Annotated in this window: 25 protein-coding genes; 14 read left to right on the top strand and 11 right to left on the bottom strand. The window is 60.9% G+C overall.

Going from position 1 to position 22931, the window contains the following annotated elements; translation table 11 throughout:
• Window positions 1-9: 9 nt before the first annotated feature.
• Window positions 10-450 carry a hotdog fold domain-containing protein gene (locus tag CAG02_RS24985; protein WP_085711570.1) on the bottom strand — a complete coding sequence of 147 codons (441 nt, stop codon included), beginning with the start codon at window positions 448-450 and terminating at the stop codon, window positions 10-12.
• A gap of 164 nt (window positions 451-614) precedes the next feature.
• Here CAG02_RS24985 and CAG02_RS24980 point away from each other — a divergent pair, with 164 nt between their 5' ends.
• Window positions 615-1244, top strand: coding sequence for a TetR/AcrR family transcriptional regulator (locus CAG02_RS24980; RefSeq protein WP_085711569.1), 630 nt, complete (start codon window positions 615-617; stop codon window positions 1242-1244).
• Window positions 1245-1427: 183 nt separating this feature from the next.
• Here CAG02_RS24980 and CAG02_RS24975 read toward each other — a convergent pair whose 3' ends face one another.
• Window positions 1428-2069 carry a TetR/AcrR family transcriptional regulator gene (locus CAG02_RS24975; RefSeq protein ID WP_085711568.1) on the bottom strand — a complete coding sequence of 214 codons (642 nt, stop codon included), beginning with the start codon at window positions 2067-2069 and terminating at the stop codon, window positions 1428-1430.
• 100 nt (window positions 2070-2169) lie between these two features.
• Here CAG02_RS24975 and CAG02_RS24970 point away from each other — a divergent pair, with 100 nt between their 5' ends.
• Window positions 2170-2754, top strand: coding sequence for an NAD(P)H-dependent oxidoreductase (locus CAG02_RS24970; protein ID WP_085711567.1), 585 nt, complete (start codon window positions 2170-2172; stop codon window positions 2752-2754).
• On the opposite strand, the gene CAG02_RS24965 is transcribed toward CAG02_RS24970, so the two are convergent.
• The gene (locus CAG02_RS24965) at window positions 2751-3692 is read right to left on the bottom strand and encodes a class I SAM-dependent methyltransferase (protein WP_085711566.1); all 942 of its coding nucleotides are present in this window, start codon (window positions 3690-3692) and stop codon (window positions 2751-2753) included. The genes CAG02_RS24970 and CAG02_RS24965 overlap by 4 nt on opposite strands.
• A gap of 187 nt (window positions 3693-3879) precedes the next feature.
• On the opposite strand from CAG02_RS24965, the gene CAG02_RS24960 reads away from it, so the two are divergent.
• Together CAG02_RS24960 and CAG02_RS24955 are read left to right on the top strand one after the other, a co-directional pair.
• Window positions 3880-4293 carry a response regulator gene (locus CAG02_RS24960; protein ID WP_085711565.1) on the top strand — a complete coding sequence of 138 codons (414 nt, stop codon included), beginning with the start codon at window positions 3880-3882 and terminating at the stop codon, window positions 4291-4293.
• Between the two features lie 63 nt (window positions 4294-4356).
• Window positions 4357-5028 carry an HAD family hydrolase gene (locus tag CAG02_RS24955; RefSeq protein WP_085711564.1) on the top strand — a complete coding sequence of 224 codons (672 nt, stop codon included), beginning with the start codon at window positions 4357-4359 and terminating at the stop codon, window positions 5026-5028.
• A gap of 124 nt (window positions 5029-5152) precedes the next feature.
• On the opposite strand, the gene CAG02_RS24950 is transcribed toward CAG02_RS24955, so the two are convergent.
• Window positions 5153-5812: an isoprenylcysteine carboxylmethyltransferase family protein gene (locus CAG02_RS24950; protein WP_085711563.1), complete on the bottom strand. Its 660-nt coding sequence runs from the start codon at window positions 5810-5812 to the stop codon at window positions 5153-5155.
• A gap of 164 nt (window positions 5813-5976) precedes the next feature.
• On the opposite strand from CAG02_RS24950, the gene CAG02_RS24945 reads away from it, so the two are divergent.
• Complete coding sequence (locus tag CAG02_RS24945; protein WP_085711562.1) at window positions 5977-6894, top strand: pyridoxal-phosphate dependent enzyme; 918 nt, start codon at window positions 5977-5979, stop codon at window positions 6892-6894.
• A gap of 13 nt (window positions 6895-6907) precedes the next feature.
• On the opposite strand, the gene CAG02_RS24940 is transcribed toward CAG02_RS24945, so the two are convergent.
• Window positions 6908-7804 (bottom strand): LysR substrate-binding domain-containing protein, encoded by an 897-nt coding sequence (locus CAG02_RS24940; RefSeq protein WP_085711561.1) that lies wholly within the window; start codon window positions 7802-7804, stop codon window positions 6908-6910.
• A 113-nt stretch (window positions 7805-7917) separates the two neighbouring features.
• Here CAG02_RS24940 and CAG02_RS24935 point away from each other — a divergent pair, with 113 nt between their 5' ends.
• The 3 genes from CAG02_RS24935 to CAG02_RS24925 are packed head-to-tail and all read left to right on the top strand — an operon-like array spanning window position 7918 to window position 10169.
• On the top strand, window positions 7918-8940 hold the full coding sequence (locus tag CAG02_RS24935; RefSeq protein ID WP_085711560.1) for an aldo/keto reductase: 1023 nt from the start codon (window positions 7918-7920) through the stop codon (window positions 8938-8940).
• Window positions 8937-9734 (top strand): SDR family NAD(P)-dependent oxidoreductase, encoded by a 798-nt coding sequence (locus CAG02_RS24930; protein WP_085711559.1) that lies wholly within the window; start codon window positions 8937-8939, stop codon window positions 9732-9734. The genes CAG02_RS24935 and CAG02_RS24930 overlap by 4 nt, the downstream gene beginning before the upstream one ends.
• 24 nt (window positions 9735-9758) lie before the next feature.
• Window positions 9759-10169: an SRPBCC family protein gene (locus CAG02_RS24925; protein WP_085711558.1), complete on the top strand. Its 411-nt coding sequence runs from the start codon at window positions 9759-9761 to the stop codon at window positions 10167-10169.
• Between the two features lie 48 nt (window positions 10170-10217).
• Here the strand turns inward: CAG02_RS24925 and CAG02_RS24920 are convergent, their stop codons facing one another.
• Window positions 10218-11612 carry a HAMP domain-containing sensor histidine kinase gene (locus CAG02_RS24920; RefSeq protein ID WP_085711557.1) on the bottom strand — a complete coding sequence of 465 codons (1395 nt, stop codon included), beginning with the start codon at window positions 11610-11612 and terminating at the stop codon, window positions 10218-10220.
• A complete protein-coding gene (locus tag CAG02_RS24915) occupies window positions 11590-12273 on the bottom strand; it encodes a response regulator transcription factor (protein ID WP_085711556.1) in 684 nt (227 codons plus the stop codon). Before CAG02_RS24915 ends, CAG02_RS24920 begins: the two co-directional genes overlap by 23 nt.
• Window positions 12274-12571: 298 nt before the next feature.
• Here CAG02_RS24915 and CAG02_RS24910 point away from each other — a divergent pair, with 298 nt between their 5' ends.
• Together CAG02_RS24910 and CAG02_RS24905 are read left to right on the top strand one after the other, a co-directional pair.
• Window positions 12572-13510 (top strand): hypothetical protein, encoded by a 939-nt coding sequence (locus CAG02_RS24910; protein ID WP_085711555.1) that lies wholly within the window; start codon window positions 12572-12574, stop codon window positions 13508-13510.
• Between the two features lie 301 nt (window positions 13511-13811).
• On the top strand, window positions 13812-14168 hold the full coding sequence (locus CAG02_RS24905) for a glyoxalase superfamily protein (protein ID WP_085711554.1): 357 nt from the start codon (window positions 13812-13814) through the stop codon (window positions 14166-14168).
• A gap of 35 nt (window positions 14169-14203) precedes the next feature.
• Here the strand turns inward: CAG02_RS24905 and CAG02_RS24900 are convergent, their stop codons facing one another.
• Window positions 14204-14821 (bottom strand): class I SAM-dependent methyltransferase, encoded by a 618-nt coding sequence (locus tag CAG02_RS24900; protein WP_085711553.1) that lies wholly within the window; start codon window positions 14819-14821, stop codon window positions 14204-14206.
• Between the two features lie 97 nt (window positions 14822-14918).
• Entirely contained in the window at window positions 14919-15818 is a 900-nt protein-coding gene (locus CAG02_RS24895) for a DMT family transporter (RefSeq protein ID WP_085711552.1), read from the bottom strand.
• 438 nt (window positions 15819-16256) lie between these two features.
• On the opposite strand from CAG02_RS24895, the gene hcnA reads away from it, so the two are divergent.
• From hcnA to hcnC, 3 genes are read left to right on the top strand one after another with little or no spacing between them, the layout of a single operon-like run.
• Window positions 16257-16571: a cyanide-forming glycine dehydrogenase subunit HcnA gene (gene hcnA / locus CAG02_RS24890; protein WP_085711617.1), complete on the top strand. Its 315-nt coding sequence runs from the start codon at window positions 16257-16259 to the stop codon at window positions 16569-16571.
• Window positions 16568-17977: a cyanide-forming glycine dehydrogenase subunit HcnB gene (gene hcnB / locus CAG02_RS24885; protein WP_085711551.1), complete on the top strand. Its 1410-nt coding sequence runs from the start codon at window positions 16568-16570 to the stop codon at window positions 17975-17977. Before hcnA ends, hcnB begins: the two co-directional genes overlap by 4 nt.
• Window positions 17970-19229, top strand: coding sequence for a cyanide-forming glycine dehydrogenase subunit HcnC (gene hcnC, locus CAG02_RS24880; RefSeq protein ID WP_085711550.1), 1260 nt, complete (start codon window positions 17970-17972; stop codon window positions 19227-19229). The genes hcnB and hcnC overlap by 8 nt, the downstream gene beginning before the upstream one ends.
• A gap of 45 nt (window positions 19230-19274) precedes the next feature.
• On the opposite strand, the gene CAG02_RS24875 is transcribed toward hcnC, so the two are convergent.
• Window positions 19275-21083 carry a monovalent cation:proton antiporter-2 (CPA2) family protein gene (locus CAG02_RS24875; protein ID WP_085711549.1) on the bottom strand — a complete coding sequence of 603 codons (1809 nt, stop codon included), beginning with the start codon at window positions 21081-21083 and terminating at the stop codon, window positions 19275-19277.
• A gap of 164 nt (window positions 21084-21247) precedes the next feature.
• Here CAG02_RS24875 and CAG02_RS24870 point away from each other — a divergent pair, with 164 nt between their 5' ends.
• Window positions 21248-22162: a LysR family transcriptional regulator gene (locus CAG02_RS24870; RefSeq protein WP_085711548.1), complete on the top strand. Its 915-nt coding sequence runs from the start codon at window positions 21248-21250 to the stop codon at window positions 22160-22162.
• Here the strand turns inward: CAG02_RS24870 and CAG02_RS24865 are convergent.
• The gene (locus CAG02_RS24865) at window positions 22152-22922 is read right to left on the bottom strand and encodes a substrate-binding domain-containing protein (protein WP_085711547.1); all 771 of its coding nucleotides are present in this window, start codon (window positions 22920-22922) and stop codon (window positions 22152-22154) included. The two genes, CAG02_RS24870 and CAG02_RS24865, sit on opposite strands and share 11 nt — an antisense overlap.
• Window positions 22923-22931 lie beyond the last annotated feature (9 nt).

The raw sequence follows: 22931 nt of genomic DNA, 5'->3' as shown, positions 1-22931 counted from the left end.
CCCGTGATTTCAGGACAGCTTCACGTTCATGGTGATCCGCGCCGTGAACACCTTCTTGCCCTCGGTGTCGTGGATGTCCACCGGCACGATCTTGTCGCCTTCGGTCTGCCAGTCCAGCCCTTCGCCATTGGCCACGGCTGTGACATCGGATTTGGCCTTGGCCAGGTATTCGACGGTCATGCCTTTGGGAATCCAGCGGGCGCCGGCGGGAATCGACACGTCGGTCATCATTCCGGCCGCCAGTTCGGCGGCGTTGCACATGGCAATGGCGTGCACGGTGCCGAGATGGTTGGTGATCTCGCGGCGGAACGGCACCTGCACCATCGCCGAACCTGCGCGCAGCTCGCTGACCAACGGATTGATGCTGCTGAAATACGGCGCGACCTGACAGGCCATCTGGCTGAACGCTTCGGGGCCGGCGCTGGTGAACATGCTGAGAAACTGACTCATGGTAAAGCCTCGCGATTAGGGGAATTTACAGAATTATGTTCCGTTACAGAATATTGTTCTGTAACGGAACGGTATTCTGTCCGTGGGAAATCTGTCAACCTAGGCGCGTTTCGATCACCGGCACGGGCGTGCCTTTCAACCGGATTCACAAGGCCTTCAACCCCATGGACACCGCAGATCTACTCGAGCGCAGCTACCCCGGACGCCGGGCCGAACTCAAGCGCGACATTTTTCGCCAGGCCTTGCGCCTGTTTAACGAGCAGGGAATCGAGGCCACCACCATCGAAATGATCCGCGCCGAGTGCGACACCAGCGTCGGCGCGATCTATCACCATTTCGGCAACAAGGAAGGGCTGGTGGCCGCGTTGTTTTTCACTGCGCTGGAAGATCAGGCGCGCTTGCGCGACGCCTATCTGGCCGAGGCAACAACGACCGAGGAGGGCGTGCAGGCATTGGTCTACAGCTATGTGGACTGGGTGGAAAACCAGCCGGAATGGGCGCGGTTCCAGTATCACGCGCGCTATGCCGTGACCCGGGGGCCGCACAAGGATGAACTCGCCGACCGCAACAGGACGCGCAACCAGGGTCTGCGCACCTGGCTGAGCGAATCCGGACGCGCCGCCGAACTCAATGAATGCCCGGCCGAATTGCTGCCGTCGCTGATCGTCGGTCAGGCTGACAGCTATTGCCGCGCGTGGTTGTCGGGAAGAGTGCAGGGCAGTCCGAAGGCTTATCGCGAGTTGCTGGCGCAGGCCGCATGGCGTTCGATACGTCGCGAACCCGGCGAAGGCTGATTTTCAGGGACAAAAAAAGAGCCTCAAGACTCTTTGATGGGGAGGAAGTAGAGCCCGTGAGGCTCAAGATGCGCATGAAACAAGGTGCGGGCTTGATTGGGGTTCAGGGCACCCGCACCTACGCAGCGGTTTGGCGAACCAAGCGGCTGCGTATCTCCATCCTAGGAAGGTGCCCGGACGGTCTCAAGTACCGTCAGTCACTTGCTTTGCGGCGCTGACGGCGGCCCTTTCGACCATCGCGGTGATGGTTGCAAACAACTCGTCGCGCGCCTGTGCGGCGCTGATTTCATCGGTGGCCGCAGCTTGAGACAACGCCTCGGCGGCACCGAGCATGGCACGCAGTCCCGCTTGGGTGATGTCGCCACCGTCAGCGAAAGGTGACAGCACGCGGCGGCATTTTTCCAGGAAGATCGCCTCGTATTCGCGTTTGATTTTCTCCAGCTCCGGCGTGCTGGCCAGGGCGGCAATTACCCCGGGAATCTCGTTGCCCTGTGTCAGCACACAGTCGACATACGACGTGGCAATCACCGAGGCAGTGCCGCTCAGCGTTGCCTCGCAATTGTCCAGCGCGGCATCCATCAGTGCGGTCTGGCGCCTGTCGAAATCCTGATACAGCGCCGCCAGCAAACCGGCGCGGGTGGTGAAGTGGTCATACACCACCGGTTTGGTCACACCCGCCTTTTCCGCCAGATAACCCAGGGTCAGGGCATCGGTGCCTTCTTCGCGAATCAATTGCCAGGCCATGTCGCGCAACTGGCGCTGGCGGTCTTCCCGGGACAGGCGTCGGCGGGGTTGAACGGATTCGGGGATTTCAGTCGTTGACATTGCTTATATACCAAACGTAACTTACTGACGGTAACTTACCAAGAGTAGCTTGCGAGCAGCATATAGCCCCTGATGAACATTCACCACCCGGAGACTTCCCATGCACACATTGATTGTTGTGGCTCATGACGATCCCCGTTCGCTGACTCATGCGCTGGCGCAGAAAATCGCCAAAGGCCTGTCGGAGAACGATCCGTCCAACACCTTCGAAATCGCTGACCTGCACGCCGAGGAATTCGACCCGCGTTTCGGCGTGGCCGACTGGGCGGTGCACCACCGCGAATCCGCACCGCCGGCAGACGTTTTGGCCGAGCAGGCTCGCATCGACCGCGCCGATGCGCTGGTGCTGGTGTATCCGGTGTTCTGGTGGTCGATGCCGGCGCTGCTCAAGGGCTGGATCGACCGGGTGTTCAGCAATGGCTGGGCGTTTGATTTCGACGGCGATTCGACGCGCAAGAAACTCGGACGCCTGCGTGTGCAGCTGGTCGCACTCGGCGGGGCCGATGCACGCACCTACGAACGCCACGGCTACGGCGCGGCGATGAAGGCGCAGATCGATCACGGGATTTTCGATTACTGCGGGGCGACGGTGGCGGGCTCGGCGTTGTTGCTGGAGTCCGAGTCGAGCGATCCTGCGGTGCAGCTGCAGGCAGCGCGCGAGCTCGGACAAGGGCTTTTTCGCTAGTCGATGCGTTTGAAGACCAGTGCCTTCAGGCCACTTTCCGGATCGATATCCGGAAACTCCGGCGGGTTTTCCAGCCGCTGCTCGAAACGCAGGCTCGGCGCCTCCTGGGTCACGCCGTCGATCAGGAAGTCCGGACCGAACGACGGATCGTTCATGCACGCCAGCACCGTGCCCTGTGCCGTCAGCAGTTCCGGCAGGCGGCGCAGCACGCGCTGGTAATCCTTGGTCAGCAGGAAGCTGCCTTTCTGGAACGACGGCGGGTCGATGATCACCAGATCGTACGGGCCGCTGTTGATCACCTTGCCCCAGGACTTGAACAGGTCGTGGCCGAGGAAACTCACCTTGCTCAGGTCATGCCCGTTCAGGCGGTGATTGTCGCGGCCCCGGCTCAGCGCCGCGCGGGACATGTCGAGGTTGACCACATGGCTGGCACCGCCCTCGATGGCCGCCACCGAAAAACCGCAGGTGTAGGCGAACAGGTTCAGCACCCGTTTGCCGGCTGTTTGCTCGCGCACCCAGTTGCGGCCGTAGCGCATGTCGAGGAACAGCCCGGCGTTCTGTTTGCGGCCCAGATCCACGCGGTATTTCAGACCGCCTTCGACGATGGTCATCTCGTCGATTTCATTCCCCAGCAGCCATTCGGCGGTGCTCTGCGGCAGGTAACGGTGCTGGATCAGCAGGGTATGGGCGCCGGACTGCTGCCATTGCTCCGAACCGGTGATTTCCAGCAACAGACGCTTGAGGTCTTCCAGTTGCGAAGCCTCGGGTTCCTTGAACAGCGACACCAGCACCACGCCTTGCAGCCAGTCCACGGTGACTTGCTCCAGCCCCGGCCAGCAGCGTCCACGACCATGGAACAGGCGCCGGGTTTCGGCCGGGGCCGAAGTCAGCGCGGTAAGCAGGTGGGCGTGGAGAACGGCGAGGGCTTGAGGGTTCATCAATCGGGATCGGCCAGCAAAAGGGCGGGCATTTTAACCACAAAAGCGCCGTGGCGATGGCCCGCCGAGCGACGTTATCGAAAAGACCTGTATCAAAAATGAATTTATGTACAAGGCGCTGCTCATACCAGATAAGCAGCGGGATCATGCCGCTAAATCGTTCATGCAATTCAGGGAGTGCCAGTTCATGTGTCCAATTCCGACGTCGAGCGCGCACCTTCCTGGCGGGTTGATTCTGGTAGTGGAAGACGACCCGTTGATTCTGGAGTTTCTGTGCGAAATTCTTCAGGAGGAAGGTTTCAAGGTCGAGCCGCAGACCAGTGCCGATGCGGCGTCGCAATACCTGGAAGAGCATGCGCCGGAAGTCGCGCTGCTGCTCACCGACATCACCATGCCCGGCACCCTCAATGGCGCGGACCTGGCCAATCTGGTGGGCGAGCGCTGGCCGGAAAAACCGGTGATGGTCATGTCCGGCTATGAAACGCCGGAAACCTCCGGCGTCCGCCATCCGGTGGCGTTCATCAAGAAGCCCTGGGCCATCGGTCAGTTGCTCGATTGCGTGGACGGCGCGTTCAAATCCAAGGCACCGCGTCTGCACTGAAGCCTGCGGCAGATGCTACATTGCCGGGCACATTTGCCCGGCTCTGCCTAAGGATGCGATCCCTTGTCTGCTCACGATGCTGTTTTCAATCGCGCGTTCGGCGCGTTCCTGTTCGACATGGACGGTACCGTCCTCAACTCCATCGCCGCCGCCGAGCGGATCTGGGCGGCCTGGGCCGAGCGTCATGGCGTGGATGTGGAGTCGTTCCTGCCGACCATTCACGGCGTGCGCGCCATCGATACCATCACGCGTCTGAACCTGCCGGGGGTGGACGCCGAGGCGCAAGCGGCATTCATCACCGAAGCGGAAATCGAAGACGTTGAAGGCATTGTCGAGATTCCGGGTGCGGCGGCGTTTCTCAAGTCGTTGCCGGCAAATCAGTGGGCCATGGTGACTTCGGCACCACGGGATCTGGCATTGCGGAGGATGGCAGCGGCGGGGATTCCGGAGCCGGCGGTGATGATCACTGCCGAAGACGTGAGCGCCGGCAAACCTGATCCGGCCGGTTACCGACTGGCCGCGAAACGTCTGGGTCTGGAACCGGCCGATTGCCTGATTTTCGAAGACGCGACTGTCGGTATTCAGGCCGCTGAGGCAGCCGGTGCGCCGCTGATGATCATCACGTCGACCCACCAGCATCCGATCGAGACTCCGCACGCGACCATCGCCAGCTACCGCGAGGCGACATTGTCCATCGACCACAACGGCCAGTTGCGCCTGCAGAAAGCCAACTGACACCTCTGTACCTGTGGGAGCGAGCTTGCTCGCGATAGCGGTTTATCAGCCACCTTCTTCATTGACTGACATGACCCTATCGCGAGCAAGCTCGCTCCCACAGGGGACCTGCATGAATTCGCGATCAGTAAACGCCCGGCAACAACCGCCAGCTGCGCGCGCAATAGGCGTCGTATTCGGCGCCGAACTGGGTGCGCAGCAGCGCTTCTTCCGAGTGGATACGGGCAATCAGCGGGATCAGCGTCAGCGCGGCCAGCAGGATCCCGACCACTGAACGAAATGCCAGGGCCCAGCCCAGTGCATTGACGACCAGCCCCAGATAACTGGGATTGCGCAGGCGTGTGTAGATGCCATCGGTGACCAGACGGTGCCCCGGCTGAATCGCCACCAGTCCGCTGAACCGATGCCCCAGCACAAACACCGGCCACAACCGCAACGCCCCACCGACAATGAACAGCAACGCCCCCAGCCAGCGGGTGCCTTCGCTGCCCACGGTCCAGAAACCGATTCGGTCGCAATAAGCCGGCAGAAAACCACTGACCAGTCCGATCACGCCGAACGCCGGAAGCACCCAGCGATTGGCCCGGTCCTCGCGCTCGCCGGAGCTGAGGTTCACTTCGCTGAACAACGACACCACCACCATCACCAGCGTCGCCAGGGCCACGACCACCAGTGATCCGTGGGAGAAGAACACCGCCACGCCACCGATGCCCCACATCGCCAGGCCCAGATAGGCGAGGGTGGCGAGCACCGCGACGACGGTCATTTGCGCTGACATTTTCATAGGCACCTCACGGCTGTTCCGTTCAGTGTAGATCCCGGCACGATCCCCGGCGTTTACTGTTCCGGGAACAGGGTGGACTAAGCTGAAGACAGGGACGTTTCGCTTTCATCCGTCCACGCTCCGACGCAGCGGTCGCCCGGACGTGGCCTCATCAGGAGCCCGCCATGCTGCACATCCGCACGCCGTTGATCCTCCATCCGACCCTGTCGACCACCTCCCGGCGTATCTGGCTGAAACTGGAAAACCTGCAACCCAGCGGTTCCTTCAAGCTGCGGGGCATGGGATTGTTGTGCAGTCAGGCGGCGGCGCAGGGCAAGCGAAAAGTCGTCTGCCCGTCCGGCGGCAATGCCGGCCTGGCTACAGCGGTGGCGGCGGCCAGTCTGAGTCTGCAAGCCTGCATCGTGGTGCCGCACACCACCCCGGAAGCGACCCGCGCGCGGATTCGCCGCACCGGCGCCGAAGTCATCGTCCACGGCAAGGTCTGGGACGAAGCCAACCAGCGGGCGCGGGAACTGGCCAGCGCGGCAGACACCGAATACGTCCCGGCCTTCGACCATCCGGTGTTGTGGGAGGGGCACAGCACCATGATCGACGAAATCCTCGAAGACTGCCCGCAGGTCGACACCGTGGTCACCTCGGTCGGCGGCGGGGGATTGCTCGCAGGAATCCTCACCGGACTGCTGCGCCATGACCGGTTTGACTGCCGGATCATCGCCTGCGAAACCCTCGGCGCCGCCTCGTTCGCCGCCGCCGTCGAGGCCGGCCACCCGGTGCGCCTGAGCAAGATCGACACCGTCGCCACCTCCCTGGGCGCCGCGCAGGTGGCGAAGTGGCCGGTGCAGCACATCGGCGAGTTCGATCACGAATGCCTGGTGCTGTCCGATGACGACGCGATCATGGGCGTGGTGCGTTATGCCAGTGATTTGCGGCAACTGGTGGAGCCGGCGTGCGGGGTGTCGCTGGCGGTGGCTTATCTGGATCATCCGGCGTTAGCGGGGGCTCGGGATGTGGTGATTGTTGTTTGTGGTGGGGTGAGTATCAGTGCGCAGTTGGCGGCGGGGTGGGCGCGGTTGGGTGCCTGAACCGCGCCTTCAATCAGGCGCCCGAAATATCCGGCCCCGTCAGCATCGTTCTGAATGTCTCCACCAACGGCCGCAAATTGACCCGATGCCAAGCCGCCCACAACGGCGTGGTAAACGCCAGCCACGGCACCTCCCGCAACACCACACCCGGCGGGGCGTTGTGGCTCAGGCCTTTCTGGATCATTGCAATCCCCAGCCCCGAAGCGACCAGTCCCAGCGCGGTAAACGGCTCGGTCGCCTGCATCCGCACATCCGGGGTGAAGCCGGCGCGCAGGCAGGCGCTCAGGAAGTCGTCGCAGGCATCCTGACGCGGTTGCACGCCGATCCATTCCTGAGTGGCCAGATCCTCCGGGCTCAGCGAAGCCTGTCCAGCCAGCGGATGCTGCTCAGGCAGCGCCAGCAGCATCGGGTCGTCCAATACCTGAAAACCCAGCAGATCCGGATCGTCCACCGCCGGCGGCTCACTGACCAGTGCAATGTCGAGGCTGCGCTGACGCAGGCCTTCAAGCTGTTCGGCGGAGTTGAGGTTGTACAGCGCGACATGCACGTTCGGTCGATCCACCCGCAGCACGCGCAAGGCGTTGGGCAGGACGCCCGCGTGCATGGCGTTCTCGATATAGCCGATGCACAAGCCACCTTCCTCGCCACGGCCCAGGCGCTTGCCCAGGGATTCCAGGCGATTGGCGTGGGTCAGCAGGGCGCGGGTTTCGGCGAGGAACGTCTGGCCGTCGCGGGTCAGGCGAATGCGCTGTTGGCTGCGTTCGAACAGGGTCAAGCCCAGGCGCTCTTCGAGCTGGGCGATCTGTCGGCTCAGGGGCGACTGGGAAATATGCAGGCGCTCGGCGGCGCGGCCGACGTGCTCTTCCTCGGCGACGACCACGAAGTAACGCAATTGGCGGAAATCGATCATGTCAGACCTTTAGGGACTCAAGTGCTGCGCATTATGTCTTGGACGGTCTGAGTGTCGCAATCTAGGATCTGCTCAACGGTCAACCACGACCCAGACACTACGAGGAAATCCCCATGAGTTTGAAAGACAAACTGCCTGGCCAACTGGGCTTCGGCACCGCGCCACTGGGCAACATGTTCCGCGCCATTCCTGAAGAAGAAGCCCAGGCCACCGTGCATGCGGCGTGGGATGCTGGCGTGCGTTACTTCGACACCGCGCCGTTCTACGGCTCGGGCCTGTCGGAAATTCGCCTCGGCGAAGCACTGTCCCGCTACAAGCGCGACGACTATGTGCTCAGCACCAAGGTCGGCCGGGTGATTCTCGATGAAGTCGAAGACGCCGCCGCCCGGGATCTGGGCGAAAAAAGCGGGGTGTTTGAACACGGCCGCCCGAACAAAATCATCAATGACTACAGCGCCGACGCCACCTTGCGCTCAATCGAAGACAGCCTCGAACGCCTGAAAACCGATCGCCTCGACATCGTCTGGGTCCACGACATCGCTCAGGATTTCTATGGCGACCAATGGCTGGAGTACTTCAATCAGGCCCGCACCGGCGCCTTCAAAGTCCTGACCCGCCTGCGTGAAGAAGGCGTGATCAAGGGGTGGGGACTGGGCGTGAACAAGGTCGAACCTTGCGAATTGACCCTTGATCTGACCGAAGCGCAGCCCGACGGTTTTCTGCTGGCCGGCCGCTACACTCTTCTCGACCACGAGCGGGCCCTGCAGCGCCTGATGGATTCGGCGCGGGCGCAGAACGTTGAAATCGTTGTCGGCGGCCCTTATAGCTCGGGGATCCTGGCCGGTGGCGCGCACTTCGAATACCAGAAGGCCAGCCCTGAGATCGTGGCCAAGGTCGAGCAGATCAAACGCATCGCGGCGGCCCATGGTGTGGATGTAAAAGCAGCGGCGCTGCAATTCTCCCTGGCCAATCCGGCGGTGGCGGCAGTGATTCCCGGCGCGAGCAAACCGGGGCGGATCGCCGAAGACGTGGCGGCGCTGTCGGCGGTGATTCCTGCCGGTTTCTGGCAGGCCATGCGTGAAGCGAAACTGGTGTCCGAACGTGCACCATTACCTATCGACGAGGTGAAAGCATGAAGATCGATCTGAGCGGGAAACTGGCGATTGTCAGCGGCAGCACGGCGGGTATCGGTTTGGGCATCAGCCAGTCACTGGCCGAGGCAGGCGCCACGGTGGTGGTGATCGGTCGCGACGCGGCCAAGGTCGAACAGGCGCTGGCGAGCATTCGGGACAAAGTCCCGGGCGCGAAACTGCGCGGTCTGACGGCGGATCTGGGCACGGCCGAAGGCGCGCAGAAACTGTTCGCCGCCGAACCGAAAGCCGACATCCTGGTGAACAACCTCGGGATCTACAACGCTGTGGACTTCTTTGATGCGCCCGACGATGAGTGGACGCGCTTCTATGAAATCAACGTGATCTCCGGCGTGCGCCTGTCGCGGCATTACGTGCCGGCGATGGTCGAGCAGGGCTGGGGCCGGGTGATCTTCCTGTCTTCGGAATCCGGCGTGGCGACCCCGGCCGACATGATCAACTACGGCGTGACCAAAAGCGCCAACCTCGCGGTGTCCCATGGTCTGGCCAAACGGCTGGCCGGCACTGGCGTCACGGTCAATGCGATCCTGCCGGGGCCGACCTTCACCGACGGCGTTGAAGAGATGCTCAAGGACGCCGCCGCCGAATCCGGTCGCAGCTTGCGGGACGAAGCCGACGCGTTTGTGCGCCGGGCACGTCCGACCTCGATCATCCAGCGCGTGGCCAATGTCGAAGAAGTCGCGCACCTGGTGACCTACATCGCTTCACCGCTGTCCTCGGCCACCACCGGCGCCGCACTGCGCGTCGACGGCGGCGTGGTCGACAGCCTGGCAATCTGATTTTTTTGAGAGAGACCTTTATTTATGGCAACAGCAACAGCATCCATCGACATCCCGGCTTCGGCCGATCAGGTCTGGCAATTGATCGGCGGTTTCAACACCCTGCCGGACTGGCTGCCGTTCATTCCCAAGAGCGAGCTGAGTGAAGGCGGGCGCGTGCGCAGCCTGCAAACCGCCGACGGCGGAGTGGTGGTCGAGCGCCTGGAAAACTTCGATAACGCCGGCAAGACCTATAGCTATTCGATCCTGCAGGCACCATTTCCCGCCACCGATTATCTGGCGACGATTCGCGTCGAAGCCCAGGGTCAGGGCGCGAAGGTGACGTGGTCGGGACGCTTCACGGCCAAGGGCGTGAGCGATGAGGAAGTGGTGGCGCTGTTCAGCGGCATCTATCAGGGTGGACTGGAGGCGCTGCGCGCTAACTACCCGGCCTGAGTTTCATGATCGTTCCCACGCAACGTGGGAACGATCACTGCCCAAAAGTCACGACTGTGAAATCAGGCTCTGCCGGCAATCCAGCACCAGTTTCGCCCCGCCCAGATCGCTGCGACCCACCTCAAGACTGAACCCGTGCAGGCTGACAATCGCTGCAACGATCGACAGTCCCAGTCCGAAACCGCTTTGCGGTTGTCCACCCTCGGCGCGATAGAAGCGTTGGAACACTGCTTCGCGTTCCGACTCGGGAATACCGGGGCCGGAGTCGTGCACTTCGATCCGCGTATGCCCCGCATCATTCACTCCACGCAAAATCACCGTGCCGCCTGGCGGGGTGAACTTGATCGAGTTGCTCAACAGGTTGGCCAGCGCCTCGAACAACAGCGCCCGGTCACCATTAAGCATCGGCAGGGTTTCCGGCATGTTCAGCTCGAAACGCAGTTCGTCTTCCTCGGCCAGCGGCAGGTAGAACTCATGCAGCTCCTGCAGCAACCGCACCGGATCGAGCTCGACGAAGCCGGAACGGCGCTGGCGATCTTCCAGTTCGGAAATCCTCAGCAAACCCCGAAAACGCGCCATCAGCGTATCGGCCTCGGCCAGCACCAGATCCAGTTGCGCGGCCTCCGGCGAGCCTTCGCCGGCCTGCTGCTGCATGCGATACAACTGCGCCCGCAGGCGCGTCAGCGGGGTGCGCAGGTCGTGGGCGATGTTGTCGCACACGCCTTTGACTTCGTTCATCAGGCGCTCGATGCGATCGAGCATGGCGTTGACGATGGCGGCGAGCATGTCCAGTTCGTCGCGGCGATTGGACACGGGCAAGCGGTGAGTCAGGTCACCGGCAACGATTGACTGGGCACTGGCCTGAATCGCGCGGATCCGCCGCAACGGCCGACGCCGCAGCAAATGCCAGCCGATGACCCCCGGCACGATCGTCAGCGAAACACCCCAGAGCAGGGCGCGCAGAATGATCCGGGTCACGGCGAACAGTGAACCGTTGTCGCGCACCAGCACCAGCCAGCGACCATCGCGGGTCGGCGTGGCGACTGCATCGCAGCTGTCGGCCGGCAGGGTCGGGTCGTCGGATTCGGAGCAGTCGCGCAGTTCGTGGATCTTGCCGTCCAGCGGCAGGCCGGCGGGCATCTGCTGCAAGGCCCCGCCGAGGTAGGTGTGGTCGGCGGCGAACAGGCCGTAGGCGTCGATGCCGCGAATGTCGAAGGTCATGCTGGCAGCGAGCGCGTCTTCCAGTTGCTCACCACGAAAGTGTGAGAACAGATGTTGACGCTGCATCAGCGAATGCTTGGCCAGGTTGTCGAGGTAACCGGACACCTCGAAATACATGACCCCCATGAGGATCCCGCTCCAGGCCACGAACAACGAACTGTAAAGCGCCAGCAGCCGGCTGCTGGAGGAACGCCAACCGTCAGACGGGTTCGGCAATGACATAACCCGAGCCTCGCACCGTGCGGATCAGCGGGACATTGCCCGGCGGGTCGATCTTCTTGCGCAGACGGCCGATGTGCACGTCGATCAGGTTGGTGCCCGGGTCGAAGTGATAACCCCAGACTTCCTCGAAAATCATCATCCGCGACAGGATCTGGCCGCTGTTGCGCATCAGGAATTCCAGCAGTTTGTATTCGGTCGGCAACAGCGTCAGCACCTGCTCGGCGCGGCTGGCTTCGTGGCTGATCAGATCCAGTTCCAGGTCCGCCACACGCAGGGTGGTGGGTTGGGTGCCGCCGTTGTTCTGGCGGCGCAGCAACACTTCGACCCGGGCCGCCATCTCGTCGGTGGCGAAGGGTTTGGTCAGGTAATCGTCACCGCCGGCGCGCAGGCCGCGCACGCGTTCGTCGACATCGGACAGGGCGCTGATCATCAGGATCGGCGTGGACACACCCATGGTGCGCAGGGTGGTGACGATGGCCAGGCCATCGAGTTCGGGCAGCATGCGGTCGAGGGTAATCAGGTCGTAATTGCCGCTGACGGCGCGGTCGAGGCCTTCGCGGCCGTTGTCGACCCAATCCACGTCGAGGCCGTGGCTGCTCAGTTCGGCGACGATTTCCCGGGCGGTCACGGCGTCGTCTTCGATGGTGAGGATGCGAGTCATGGTGGGCCTGCTGATCGGTTCAAACGGAATGGCAGCATTTTGCCAAGATTTTGCAATAACGCTTTAAATTAACTTTCATGTTGTAGTTGATACAAACGGCCAGGGCCGGTTTTTTGTGCCAATGCATAAAACCCGCTGCGATTGCACCGTTGTTGCAAATTGCATGGTCCCGGGAAGTTCATTCTTTTTAACTCATTGAATTTCAACGATTTATTTAATGTTGTCGACTGGCACGGTCACTGCAATTCATCTGCTGACGAGTTGTAACACCATTTTTCATGCCGGGAGCAGAACAACAATGAATAGATCCTCTGATGGGTTTTATCCTGCCTTTGATGGCGAGTCGAGCAACGTCTCGGGAGTCTCCTGGGGCGCGATCTTCGCCGGTGCCGCAGCCGCTGCGGCGCTGTCGATGATTCTGGTGCTGCTCGGTTTCGGTCTGGGCTTCTCCGCTGTTTCACCGTGGGCCGGGGAGGGCGTCAGTGCCAAGGGCCTGGGCATTTCGACAATTGTGTGGCTGGCGGCGACGCAAATCATCGCTTCCGGTCTGGGTGGCTACATTGCCGGTCGCCTTCGGGTGAAGTGGGCGAACATGCACGGTGACGAGGTGTATTTTCGCGACACCGCCCACGGCTTCCTCGCCTGGTGCGTGGCAACGCTGGTGACCGCGACTCTGGTGGTCGGTTCGGTCAGCAGCATCGTCAGCGGTGGCGTGCAGGCCGGTGCGAGTGTTGCCGGTGGCGCGGCCAGTGCCATGACTCAGGCCGCCGGCACGGCTGCGGCCAACACCAGCAGCGACCAGTATGGTTACTTCGTCGACAGCCTGTTCCGCGATGACCGTCCTGCCGCCGTCAGTGACGACGCAGCTCGCGGCACCGTGACCCGGATCTTCGCCCAGAGCCTGGCCAACGGTCAGCTCAGCCCCGAGGATCGTACCTACCTCGCGCAACTTGTGGCGCAACGCACCAACCTGAGCCAGGCCGATGCCGAACGTCGCGTGGACGAAATCTACGCCCGTACGCAAAAAGCCATAGCCGACGCCAAGGTTAAAGCACAGCAAGCCGCTGACACCGCCGCCAAAGTCGCTGCCTGGACCTCGCTGTGGATGTTCATCGCACTGCTGGCCGGTGCGTTCTTCGCCAGCCTGTCGGCCACCTTCGGCGGTCGCCGCCGGGATGCCGTCGAGTACGTTGAAGTCGACACCTACACCACGACCACTGTGCCCCCAGTCCGTTAATCAAGGAGCATCACCATGCGCTCATTACTGCTGTTTTTCCTCGGCGTGCCAATCCCGATCATTATTCTGATTGCGTTGTTCGTGCACTGACCTTTAACGATCTTTAAATCTTGAAAAGCATAAAGCCAGTCAATAACTAAATTGACTGGCTTTGTGCTGTTTGGAGGGCGAGATATTGTTTCGAATGATAGTAGCCTCGATCGGCTTTTACGGGGTGTTGATCAGCCCTTCAAAGCGCTTGACCGAGCAGGGTTGCAATTGTATTTTCACCCGGGTTTTCAACTGACTCGGTGGCGTAAGCATGGAGCTTTCAACCGCAATTCCAATCTTCAAGATATCGTCTGAAAAGTTGGCGCGTGAGTATTACCTGGATCGCCTGGGTTTTTCGATGGATTGGGAACATCGACGCAATGATTACCCTGCTTACCTTCAGGTCAGCAAGGGAGATTTAATTATTCATTTGACAGAGCATGAAGGTGATGCGGAGCCAGGTACGACAATCCTGGTGTCGGTCAGCGATATCGAAAGTCTTTACAGTGAGTTGAGGCGTGGTTTGCCCAGCAACAAGTTTGCAATTATAAAAGCCGGCAAGAATCACGTTCTGGAAATAGATGATCCGTTTGGCAACCACATCCGTTTTGTCAGTCCGTCACGCTAAAAAATAAAACGCTGCAGCCTGGGCTGCAGCGTTTTTTATTTAAGGACTTTCCTGGCGACAAAAACCGCCCTGCGGTTATGAACGGATGCCAGTGAGTAAGTGACGTGGAAAGTGGTCAGTAATTTGCTGGTGGCTTCGATGTGAGATTGCACCCACGCGTAATCTTCAATGCATTCAAAGATCAGCACGCCATTGTCACTGCACAAGTCCCAGGCTTTTTTGAACAAGTCAGCAAATGAGCGGTTGTCCTTGTCCGAATAACCAAATCCGATTCCGGCCCACACCACGCACGGGTATTGCGGAAGTTTGGCTGATTCACTGCGTATATCCCCCACGCTGAACGTTGTCCGTTCGTAATCACCATAGTGGGCAATGGCATCCTTGATTGCATTTTCGGAAATATCGATACCGTGGTAAGAGCGGTTTCGATTGATGGCGCCTCGCAAGCCACCTACATAACACCCTATATCGAGTACACCGGCGCAATCATATTGCTCGACAAGTCCCGAGATGACCGAATACCGGGTCGCCAGCGTGGCATCGGACAAATAGCCGTAGGCCCCGCTGGTATGGGCTTCGTCCTGGCGCTCCGGGTCCGCCGTGAGCGCCTCGCGCTCGTCTTCCGATAGAGTCTCTTTCTCTGTGGTGCTCATTACCTTCTCCTTGGTTGTTTACACGAAAAACGGGCGCGTCAGTACGCTGCAGAGACTGCTCGGAAATAGCGATCAAATGAACGGGAAAGGCATCACCTCACGAAGGTTCATGCACCAGGGTGCGTTTTTCCTTCGGTGGTTTTTCCGGCGATAGTTGCGACAGTAGCGTGCCGGCCAATATAAGGGCGCAACCGGCCAGCTCTTTCGGGCCAAGTGATTCGTTCAATATGAGCCATCCGGCAACCGCCGCAAACACGGCTTCAATACTTAGAATGATTGCACTGTGCGCAGCCTTGATATGTCGTTGGGCAAGTACCTGTAAGGTGAATCCGATGGCAACAGACAATACTCCGCCATATAAGAGCGGGATTTTTGCATTGGATATCATTTCGAAGGAAATCGGCTCCGAAACCACAGCGATGGCCAGGGAAAGTACAACGCAGGTTCCGGACTGAACAACGGCCAGTCTGATAGGTGGAAGCCGATGTCCGAACGTCGACAATGCAATGACTTGAAAAGCCCAGAAAAATGCACTGGCCAGTGTTAATAGATCGCCGGGGTTGACGTTGAGGTTTCCGTGAACACTCAGCAAATACAATCCCATCGTCGCCAGGGCTACACCGAACCAGACGCCGGAGGAATATCGGTGTCCGAAGAAACTGCACAATATCGGAACCAGCGCTACATACAATCCGGTAATAAAACCGGTGTTCGCTACAGAGGCATACATCAATGCGATTTGTTGAAGGTTTATGCCGCCGAACAATATCAGGCCAATAACGATCCCCGATGACCAATCCTTCCAGGACAGCGGTCGGGTATTTTTTTCAAAGAAAATAAAGGGAAGTATCAGCAGGGTTCCGAGGGCGAAGCGTAATCCTGTATACCAGAAAGGCCCGATAGAGCTCATGCCGATCTTTTGCGGAACAAACGCACAACCCCAAATTACCGCGGCCGCCAACAACAAAATGTTTGACGTGATTACTTTTCTGTCCATAGAAAATACAGTCGTCCATCGAGAAGGTAGCCGATTATAGGCGGGGCGATTTTGTCGTCAATTACAGTTAAGTGGACTTTTAATCGGAGTCGTCTCCCGGATTTAAAATATCCTTTAAAAATAACAGGTTGGGTCCAATCCTTTGTATATGCCTTTTTTTCATATGTTTAGGCGGCTTTCAGAGCAGACTCGGCTGTCCCAGAAAAGCGGTGCATTTCACTGGCATGGATCAATATTCGTCCCGACGATATCCCCTAACGTAAAAGAACCCGGCCCTTGCCGCTGGATCGACTACATTGCTTGCGCTCACATTTTGCTGCGCAGACGGAGTAAGCCTGTTGGCACGATAGAGAGGAAAACCCCCACGTGCCGGCGAGGTGTAGTGCAGCAAGGAGCTGTTTCAACCTCACCTGAACCTTTTCACGGATGATCATCGCAATGCACTGCCTAGAAAGAACCTTCGATATCCAGCCTTTGACGCAGGCGGATATGACTGTCCACATCAACGGCCAGCCGGTCACTGCCGCCATCGGCGAAACCGTGCTCAGCGTCATTCAGTCCCTCGGCGTGCGCCAGGTCGCGCGCAACGATCACAACCAGGTCAGCGGTGCCTATTGCGGCATGGGCGTGTGCCAGTGCTGCCTGGTGAAAATCAACGGCCGGCACAAACGCCGCGCTTGCCAGACCGTGGTGCGTGACGGCATGCAGGTCGAAACCCAGGCCAACCGCATTCACGGGCAGGAGGCGCCATGAGCCAACATCCGGTCATTGTCGGCGGTGGGCCGGCGGGCATGGCGGCGGCCATCGAACTGGCGCGCCATGGCGTGCGCAGCACATTGCTGGAAGAGGCGTCGCGCCTTGGCGGTGTGGTCTATCGCGGGCCGCTGCGTGACGGCGTGCAGCTGGATTATCTGGGGCCGCGTTACTCCGAGGCGTTGAGCAAACTGCACGGCGACTTTCAGGAGCAGGCCGGGTTGATCGATGTGCGTCTGCATCACCGGGTGGTCGGCGCCGAAGGCACCCGCTCGCTGGTGGTGCTCGATGGCGATGAGCGCCTGCATGAAATCAGCTATCCGCAACTGGTGATGGCCGCCGGTTGTCACGAACGCAGCGTGCCGTTTCCCGGCTGGACACTGCCCGGCGTGATCATGCTCGGCGGCCTGCAATTGCAGATCAAAAGCGGCGTGGTCAAACCTCAGGGGCCGGTGGTCATCGCCGGCACCGGGCCGCTGTTGCCGCTGGTGGCGACCCAGTTGCACGCGTCCGGCGTGAGCGTTGTCGGCGTCTACGAGGCCTGCGCGTTCGGCAAGATTGCCAAGGAAAGCCTGGCGCTGCTGAACAAGCCGCAACTGTTCCTCGACGGCTTGAGCATGCTGGCCTACCTGAAACTGCACGGCATCCCGATGAACTACGGCTGGGGCGTGGTCGAGGCACACGGCGAAGGCGAACTGAAAAGCGTCAGCGTGGCGCCGTACTCGGCGACGTGGGAGCCGGACATGAGCCGCGTCGAGCGCTTCGAAGCGAAGACGCTGGCGGTCGGCTACGGCTTCATTCCGCGTACCCAGTTGAGCCAGCAAATGGGCCTGGATCACGGCTTCAGTGACGACGGCTACCTGCGCGCCAATTCCAACATCTGGCAGCAGAGCAGCGAACCCCACGTGCATCTGGCCGGCGACATGGGCGGGATTCGCGGCGGTGAAGCGGCGATGCTGGCCGGCAAGATCGCCGCTACCTCGATCCTGCTGCAACGCGGTGTGCTGGAAGAAGAACTGGCGCGGGTCCGTCGCGACCGTTACCTGAGCAAACTCAAAGCCATCGTACGATTCCGTGCGGCGGTGGATCGCTACACCGAACGCGGTGTCGGGCAGATCGCATTGCCGGCCGCCGACACGGTGATCTGCCGCTGCGAACATGCGACCCGAGCCGACATTGACCGGGCGCTGGAACAGGGCGTGCAAGACATCGCCAGCCTGAAAATGCGTACCCGTGTGAGCATGGGCGACTGTCAGGGGCGGATGTGCGTCGGCTACTGCAGCGACCGCTTGCGTCAGGCCACCGGGCGCAAGGATGTCGGCTGGCTGCGGCCGCGTTTTCCGGTCGATCCGATTCCTTTTTCCGCGTTCCAGTCCCTCGGCACGGAGGCCGTTTCCCATGAGTAAGTTCTATGACGTGGTCATCGCCGGCGGCGGTGTGATCGGCGCGTCCATCGCCTATCAGTTGTCCAAGCGCAAAAACCTCAAGGTCGCGCTGATCGACGCCAAGCGGCCGGGCAATGCGACCCGCGCTTCGGCCGGTGGCTTGTGGGCCATCGGTGAGTCCGTGGGGCTGGGTTGCGGGGTGATTTTCTTCCGCATGATGTCGGCCAATCGCAAGCGCGAAACCCAGGGCGCGGCGGTGGCGGTGGACTCCAGCACGCCGCACATCCTGCCGCCGTCGTTCTTCGATTTCGCCTTGCAGTCCAACGCGCTGTACCCGGCGCTGCACCGTGAGCTGAAAGACAATCACGGGATGGATTTCAAGTTCGAAAGGACCGGGCTCAAGTTCGTCATCTATGACGATGAGGACCGGTTGTACGCCGAGCATATCGTCGGCTGCATTCCGCATCTGGCGGATCAGGTGCGCTGGCTGGATCAGGCTGCATTGCGCGAGTCCGAACCGAGCGTCAGCCATGAGGCGCGCGGTGCGCTGGAGTTTCTCTGCGACCACCAGGTCAGCCCGTTCCGCCTCGCCGACGCCTACGCCGAAGGCGCCCGGCAAAATGGCGTGGACATGTACGTCAACACCAACATCACCGGCGTTCTGCATCACGGCACGCGGGTGACCGGTGTTCAAACTGCCGAAGCCGGGGTTTTTCACTGCAAGACCCTGATCAACGCGGCGGGCGCGTGGGCTGCAGACTTGAGCGAGTGGGCCACAGGCATCCGGATTCCGGTGAAACCGGTGAAAGGCCAGATCCTGCTGACCGAACGCCTGCCGAAAATCCTCAACGGTTGCCTGACCACCAGCGATTGCTACATGGCACAGAAGGACAACGGCGAAATCCTGATCGGCAGCACCACCGAGGACAAGGGCTTCGACGTCACTACCACCTGGCCGGAAATCGCCGGGCTGGTACAGGGCGCGGTGCGTTGCCTGCCGGAGCTGGCGGACATCAACCTAAAACGCACCTGGGCCGGATTGCGTCCGGGCTCGCCGGATGAGTTGCCGATTCTCGGGCCGATGGCCGGGGTGGAGGGTTACCTGAACGCCTGTGGGCACTTCCGCACCGGGGTGCTGACGTCGGCGATCACCGGGGTGTTGTTGGACAAACTGGTCAACGATGAACCGCTGCCGCTGGACATCACGCCGTTTCTGGCGGACCGGTTTGCGGTAGCGCCCGTGCAGGAAGAGCGGGCGCTGGAGATGGCCTGATCAAAGCCTTCCCGCGCAGTGCGCGGGAAGGCTCGATGGTGGGGCTCAGGACTTGCCCGATTGTTCTTCCAGTTGATCCGACTCGAACAATCGGGCCAGTTCCGCCCGTGCTTCCTGGGCGGTCTGCAGGACTTTGGCCGCGTCGTCGTACACCGCGTGTTGAGCCTCGAGCACTTGTTCGTCGTGGTGCTTGAAGCGCTTGATCCGCGCATCGGCCTGGGCCTGGGTCAAACCCAGGCCAACCAGCGTGCGACGGCTCATTTCCAGACTTGAGTAGTAAGTCTCCCGGATCGGGTCGGCACCGACATCCACCAGGCGATGAACGTGCTGCCGGTTACGCGCCCGGGCAATGATCTTCATGTGCGGGTAGAGCTTGCGCACGATCTCGGCAGTCTTGATGTTGGTTTCCGGATCGTCCGTGGCAATCACGAAATATTCCGCTTCCCCGACCTTGGCCGCACTGAGGATTTCCGGGCGCATCGGGTCGCCGTAGAACACCGGCACGCCGCCGAAGCTGCGCGACAGTTCGATGGTTTCCACCGAGGTATCCAGCGCCACAAACTTGATGTTCTGCGCCCGCAGGATCCGCGCCACGATCTGGCCCATCCGGCCCATGCCGGCGATCACCACCCGTGGGGTTTCGGTGTCGATCTGGCGGAATTTCTCCGGCACTTCCACCGGCTGCACCTTCGGGCTGACCAGCCGTGCGCAGATCAACAGCAGCAACGGCGTGACGGCCATCGACAGGGTGATGGTCAGCACCAGCAAGTCGTACAGACGCGGTTCGAACAGACCCTGGTCGCGACCGATCTTGAACACCACAAAGGCAAACTCACCGCCCGCCGCCAGCACGATACCGAGGCGAATCGCACTGACTTTGCTCAAGCCGCCGGCCAGACGCCCGACCACAAACAACAGTGGCAACTTCAGCGCGATCAGCAACAGCGTCAGCCCCAGAACCGTGATCGGCGCGCTGAACAACAGGCTGAGATTCGCCCCCATGCCGACGCTGATGAAGAACAACCCCAGCAGCAGGCCCTTGAACGGTTCGATCTGCGCTTCCAGTTCATGGCGATATTCCGAGTCTGCCAGCAGCAGCCCGGCGAGAAACGCGCCCAGCGCCATCGACACACCGACCATGTCCATCATCCACGCGGTGCCGATCACCACCAGCAATGCGGTGGCGGTGGAGACTTCCGGCAGACCGGTTTTCGCCACGATGCGAAACACCGGGCGCAACAGATAACGCCCGCCGATCACGACCACGGCGATGCTGCCCAATACCTGCAAACTGTGGCGCACATCGTCGGCAGTGCTGGTGTGGTGATCGACGCCCGCGAGCATCGGCACCAGAGCGATCAGCGGGATCGCGGCGATGTCCTGGAACAGCAGAATCGCAAACGCCAGGCGACCGTGGGGACTGGTCAGTTCCTTGCGTTCAGCGAGGCTTTGCAGACCGAACGCAGTGGACGACAGGGCCAGACCGAGGCCGAGCACTATCGCGCTGTTCAACGGCTGGCCGAACACTGACAACGCCAGAACGCCGATTACCGAACCGGTCAACAACACCTGCGCGAGGCCAACGCCGAACACCGATTTACGCATCACCCACAAACGTCGCGGCGACAGCTCAAGACCGATGATGAACAGCAGCAAAACCACGCCCAGCTCGGAGATATGGCTGACGCTCTGCGGATTGCCGATCAGGCCCAGCACCGACGGGCCGATGATCACCCCGGCAAACAGATAACCGAGCACCGCGCCCAGTTGCAGGCGCTTGGCCAGGGGAACGGTGAGCACGGCGGCCAGGAGGAAGACGACAGCGGCTTGCAACAGATTGCCTTCATGGGGCATGAGCGGAACTCCAGTAACGCGGTACGGCGGGGGGCGACAAGGATAAAGGCTGAAACGATTACAGATCTACCGCAGACCCTGCTTGAGCGCATGTGCTCCTGTAACAATTTGCATCAATTGGTTACATTTATAGCCTCAGCGAATCAATTCCTCCCGAGTCTGCCATGGCCATCAACTTCGACCTCAACGACCTGCAAGCCTTTCGCGCCGTGGTTGAGCAGGGCAGTTTCCGCAAGGCCGCCGACACCGTGCGCATCTCGCAACCGGCCTTGAGCCGACGCATCGAAAAGCTCGAAGACGCCCTCGGCGTGAAGCTGTTCGAGCGCACCACACGCAAAGTCAGCCTGACCCAGGCCGGGCGTGGCTTCATGCCGAGTGTCGAGCGTTTGCTGGACGATCTTGATGTGGCTTTGCTCGGTATCAGCGAAGTAGCCTCGAACCGCCAGGGCCACGTCACCGTCGCCTGCGTGCCGTCGGCGGCGTATTACTTCATGCCACGGGTGGTCGCTCGCTATCACCAGCAGTTCCCGCGTATCAAAGTCAAAGTCCTCGACTCCAGCGCCCACGACGTGCTCACGGCGGTGGTCAATGGCGAGGCGGATTTCGGCTTGAGCTTCATGGGCACCCAGGAGGCGGGTGTGGATTTCGAGCCGCTGGTGCAGGAGAGCTACGTGGTGGCCTGTCGTCGCGATCATCCCCTGGCCGGGCGCAGCAGCGTCAGTTGGGACGAGTTTTACCAGCAGGATTACATCTCGCTGGACAAGACGTCGGGCAATCGCTTTTTGCTCGATCAGGCACTGGCGAAAGTGGTGCCGCAGCGGCCGAGCATCTGCGAAACCCTGCACGTGACTACGATGATCGGACTGGTGGAAGCGGGACTGGGTGTGGCGGCGGTGCCGTTGATGGCGATGCCGGCGGCGGATCATCCGATCCTGACGCGGGTGCCGCTGACCGATCCGCAAGTGATGCGCAATGTCGGCATCATCAAGCGCCGGGGTCGCACCCTGACCCCGGCGGCACTGGAACTGGAACGGCTGGTGGTGGAAATGAAGGTCCAGCCGCCGAAGGTCAGCGCTTGACCGAATCCAGCCCGGTGGCCTGTACGTCGGCCTGAGCGGCAGGCGCGGCCAGATAGGCGAGCAACGCCTTGGCTTCCTGTGGATGTTGCGCACCCACCGGAATCCCCGCGGCGAAACGGGTTACCGATTGCACCGATTCCGGGATCTTCCCGACATACGTCACACCCGGCACCGGCAGCAACTCGCTGACCTGCTGAAAGCCCAGTTGATAGTCACCGGTGGCAACCACCGAGCCTACCGGGATTTTCGGGATCATCTTCGCCTTCGGTTTCAACTGATCTTCGACGCCGAGTTTCTTGAACAACTGCTGCTCGATGTACACGCCGCTGGCGCTGTCCGAGTAGGCCACCGACTGCGAATCGAGCAGGGTTTTCTTCAGGGCGTCGACGTTGCTGATATCCGGTTTCGGTGCACCTTCACGCACCACCAGGCCAATCCGCGAATCCGCCAGTTCCACCCGCGAGGCCGGGTCGACCTTGCCTTGCTCGATCAAGTCGTCGAGGGCGTAGCCGACCATGATCACCACGTCGGCCTGTTCACCCCGGGCCAGGCGATTGGGGATCGCTTCCGGGGCCTTGCCCATCGACGGGCCGAGGATGGTGTCGAGGGTGTTGCCGGTGTTCGCGGCGAACTTCGGGCCGAGGATTTTGTAGGCGGCGGTGAAGCCGCCGGAGGTCATTACGCGCAGTTCTTCAGCCTGGGCCGCAACGTTGAACGCAAGGCCGGCGAGCAGGGCAGTAACGGTCATGAGTTTTTTCATGGTGCTCTC

The organism is Pseudomonas sp. R43(2017), from assembly GCF_002112345.1.
GTDB lineage: Bacteria > Pseudomonadota > Gammaproteobacteria > Pseudomonadales > Pseudomonadaceae > Aquipseudomonas > Aquipseudomonas kribbensis.
This window is presented reverse-complemented; position numbering and strand designations above follow the sequence as displayed.

Excerpts from the sequence above, each read along its gene's own strand:
- CAG02_RS24985 (WP_085711570.1), bottom strand. The coding sequence starts at position 450 with ATGAGTCAGTTTCTCAGCATGTTCACCAGCGCCGGCCCCGAAGCGTTC.
- CAG02_RS24980 (WP_085711569.1), top strand. The coding sequence starts at position 615 with ATGGACACCGCAGATCTACTCGAGCGCAGCTACCCCGGACGCCGGGCC.
- CAG02_RS24975 (WP_085711568.1), bottom strand. The coding sequence starts at position 2,069 with ATGTCAACGACTGAAATCCCCGAATCCGTTCAACCCCGCCGACGCCTG.
- CAG02_RS24970 (WP_085711567.1), top strand. The coding sequence starts at position 2,170 with ATGCACACATTGATTGTTGTGGCTCATGACGATCCCCGTTCGCTGACT.
- CAG02_RS24965 (WP_085711566.1), bottom strand. The coding sequence starts at position 3,692 with ATGAACCCTCAAGCCCTCGCCGTTCTCCACGCCCACCTGCTTACCGCG.
- CAG02_RS24960 (WP_085711565.1), top strand. The coding sequence starts at position 3,880 with ATGTGTCCAATTCCGACGTCGAGCGCGCACCTTCCTGGCGGGTTGATT.
- CAG02_RS24950 (WP_085711563.1), bottom strand. The coding sequence starts at position 5,812 with ATGAAAATGTCAGCGCAAATGACCGTCGTCGCGGTGCTCGCCACCCTC.
- CAG02_RS24945 (WP_085711562.1), top strand. The coding sequence starts at position 5,977 with ATGCTGCACATCCGCACGCCGTTGATCCTCCATCCGACCCTGTCGACC.
- CAG02_RS24940 (WP_085711561.1), bottom strand. The coding sequence starts at position 7,804 with ATGATCGATTTCCGCCAATTGCGTTACTTCGTGGTCGTCGCCGAGGAA.
- CAG02_RS24935 (WP_085711560.1), top strand. The coding sequence starts at position 7,918 with ATGAGTTTGAAAGACAAACTGCCTGGCCAACTGGGCTTCGGCACCGCG.
- CAG02_RS24930 (WP_085711559.1), top strand. The coding sequence starts at position 8,937 with ATGAAGATCGATCTGAGCGGGAAACTGGCGATTGTCAGCGGCAGCACG.
- CAG02_RS24925 (WP_085711558.1), top strand. The coding sequence starts at position 9,759 with ATGGCAACAGCAACAGCATCCATCGACATCCCGGCTTCGGCCGATCAG.
- CAG02_RS24920 (WP_085711557.1), bottom strand. The coding sequence starts at position 11,612 with ATGTCATTGCCGAACCCGTCTGACGGTTGGCGTTCCTCCAGCAGCCGG.
- CAG02_RS24915 (WP_085711556.1), bottom strand. The coding sequence starts at position 12,273 with ATGACTCGCATCCTCACCATCGAAGACGACGCCGTGACCGCCCGGGAA.
- CAG02_RS24910 (WP_085711555.1), top strand. The coding sequence starts at position 12,572 with ATGAATAGATCCTCTGATGGGTTTTATCCTGCCTTTGATGGCGAGTCG.
- CAG02_RS24905 (WP_085711554.1), top strand. The coding sequence starts at position 13,812 with ATGGAGCTTTCAACCGCAATTCCAATCTTCAAGATATCGTCTGAAAAG.
- CAG02_RS24900 (WP_085711553.1), bottom strand. The coding sequence starts at position 14,821 with ATGAGCACCACAGAGAAAGAGACTCTATCGGAAGACGAGCGCGAGGCG.
- CAG02_RS24895 (WP_085711552.1), bottom strand. The coding sequence starts at position 15,818 with ATGGACAGAAAAGTAATCACGTCAAACATTTTGTTGTTGGCGGCCGCG.
- hcnA (WP_085711617.1), top strand. The coding sequence starts at position 16,257 with ATGCACTGCCTAGAAAGAACCTTCGATATCCAGCCTTTGACGCAGGCG.
- hcnB (WP_085711551.1), top strand. The coding sequence starts at position 16,568 with ATGAGCCAACATCCGGTCATTGTCGGCGGTGGGCCGGCGGGCATGGCG.
- hcnC (WP_085711550.1), top strand. The coding sequence starts at position 17,970 with ATGAGTAAGTTCTATGACGTGGTCATCGCCGGCGGCGGTGTGATCGGC.
- CAG02_RS24875 (WP_085711549.1), bottom strand. The coding sequence starts at position 21,083 with ATGCCCCATGAAGGCAATCTGTTGCAAGCCGCTGTCGTCTTCCTCCTG.
- CAG02_RS24870 (WP_085711548.1), top strand. The coding sequence starts at position 21,248 with ATGGCCATCAACTTCGACCTCAACGACCTGCAAGCCTTTCGCGCCGTG.
- CAG02_RS24865 (WP_085711547.1), bottom strand. The coding sequence starts at position 22,922 with ATGAAAAAACTCATGACCGTTACTGCCCTGCTCGCCGGCCTTGCGTTC.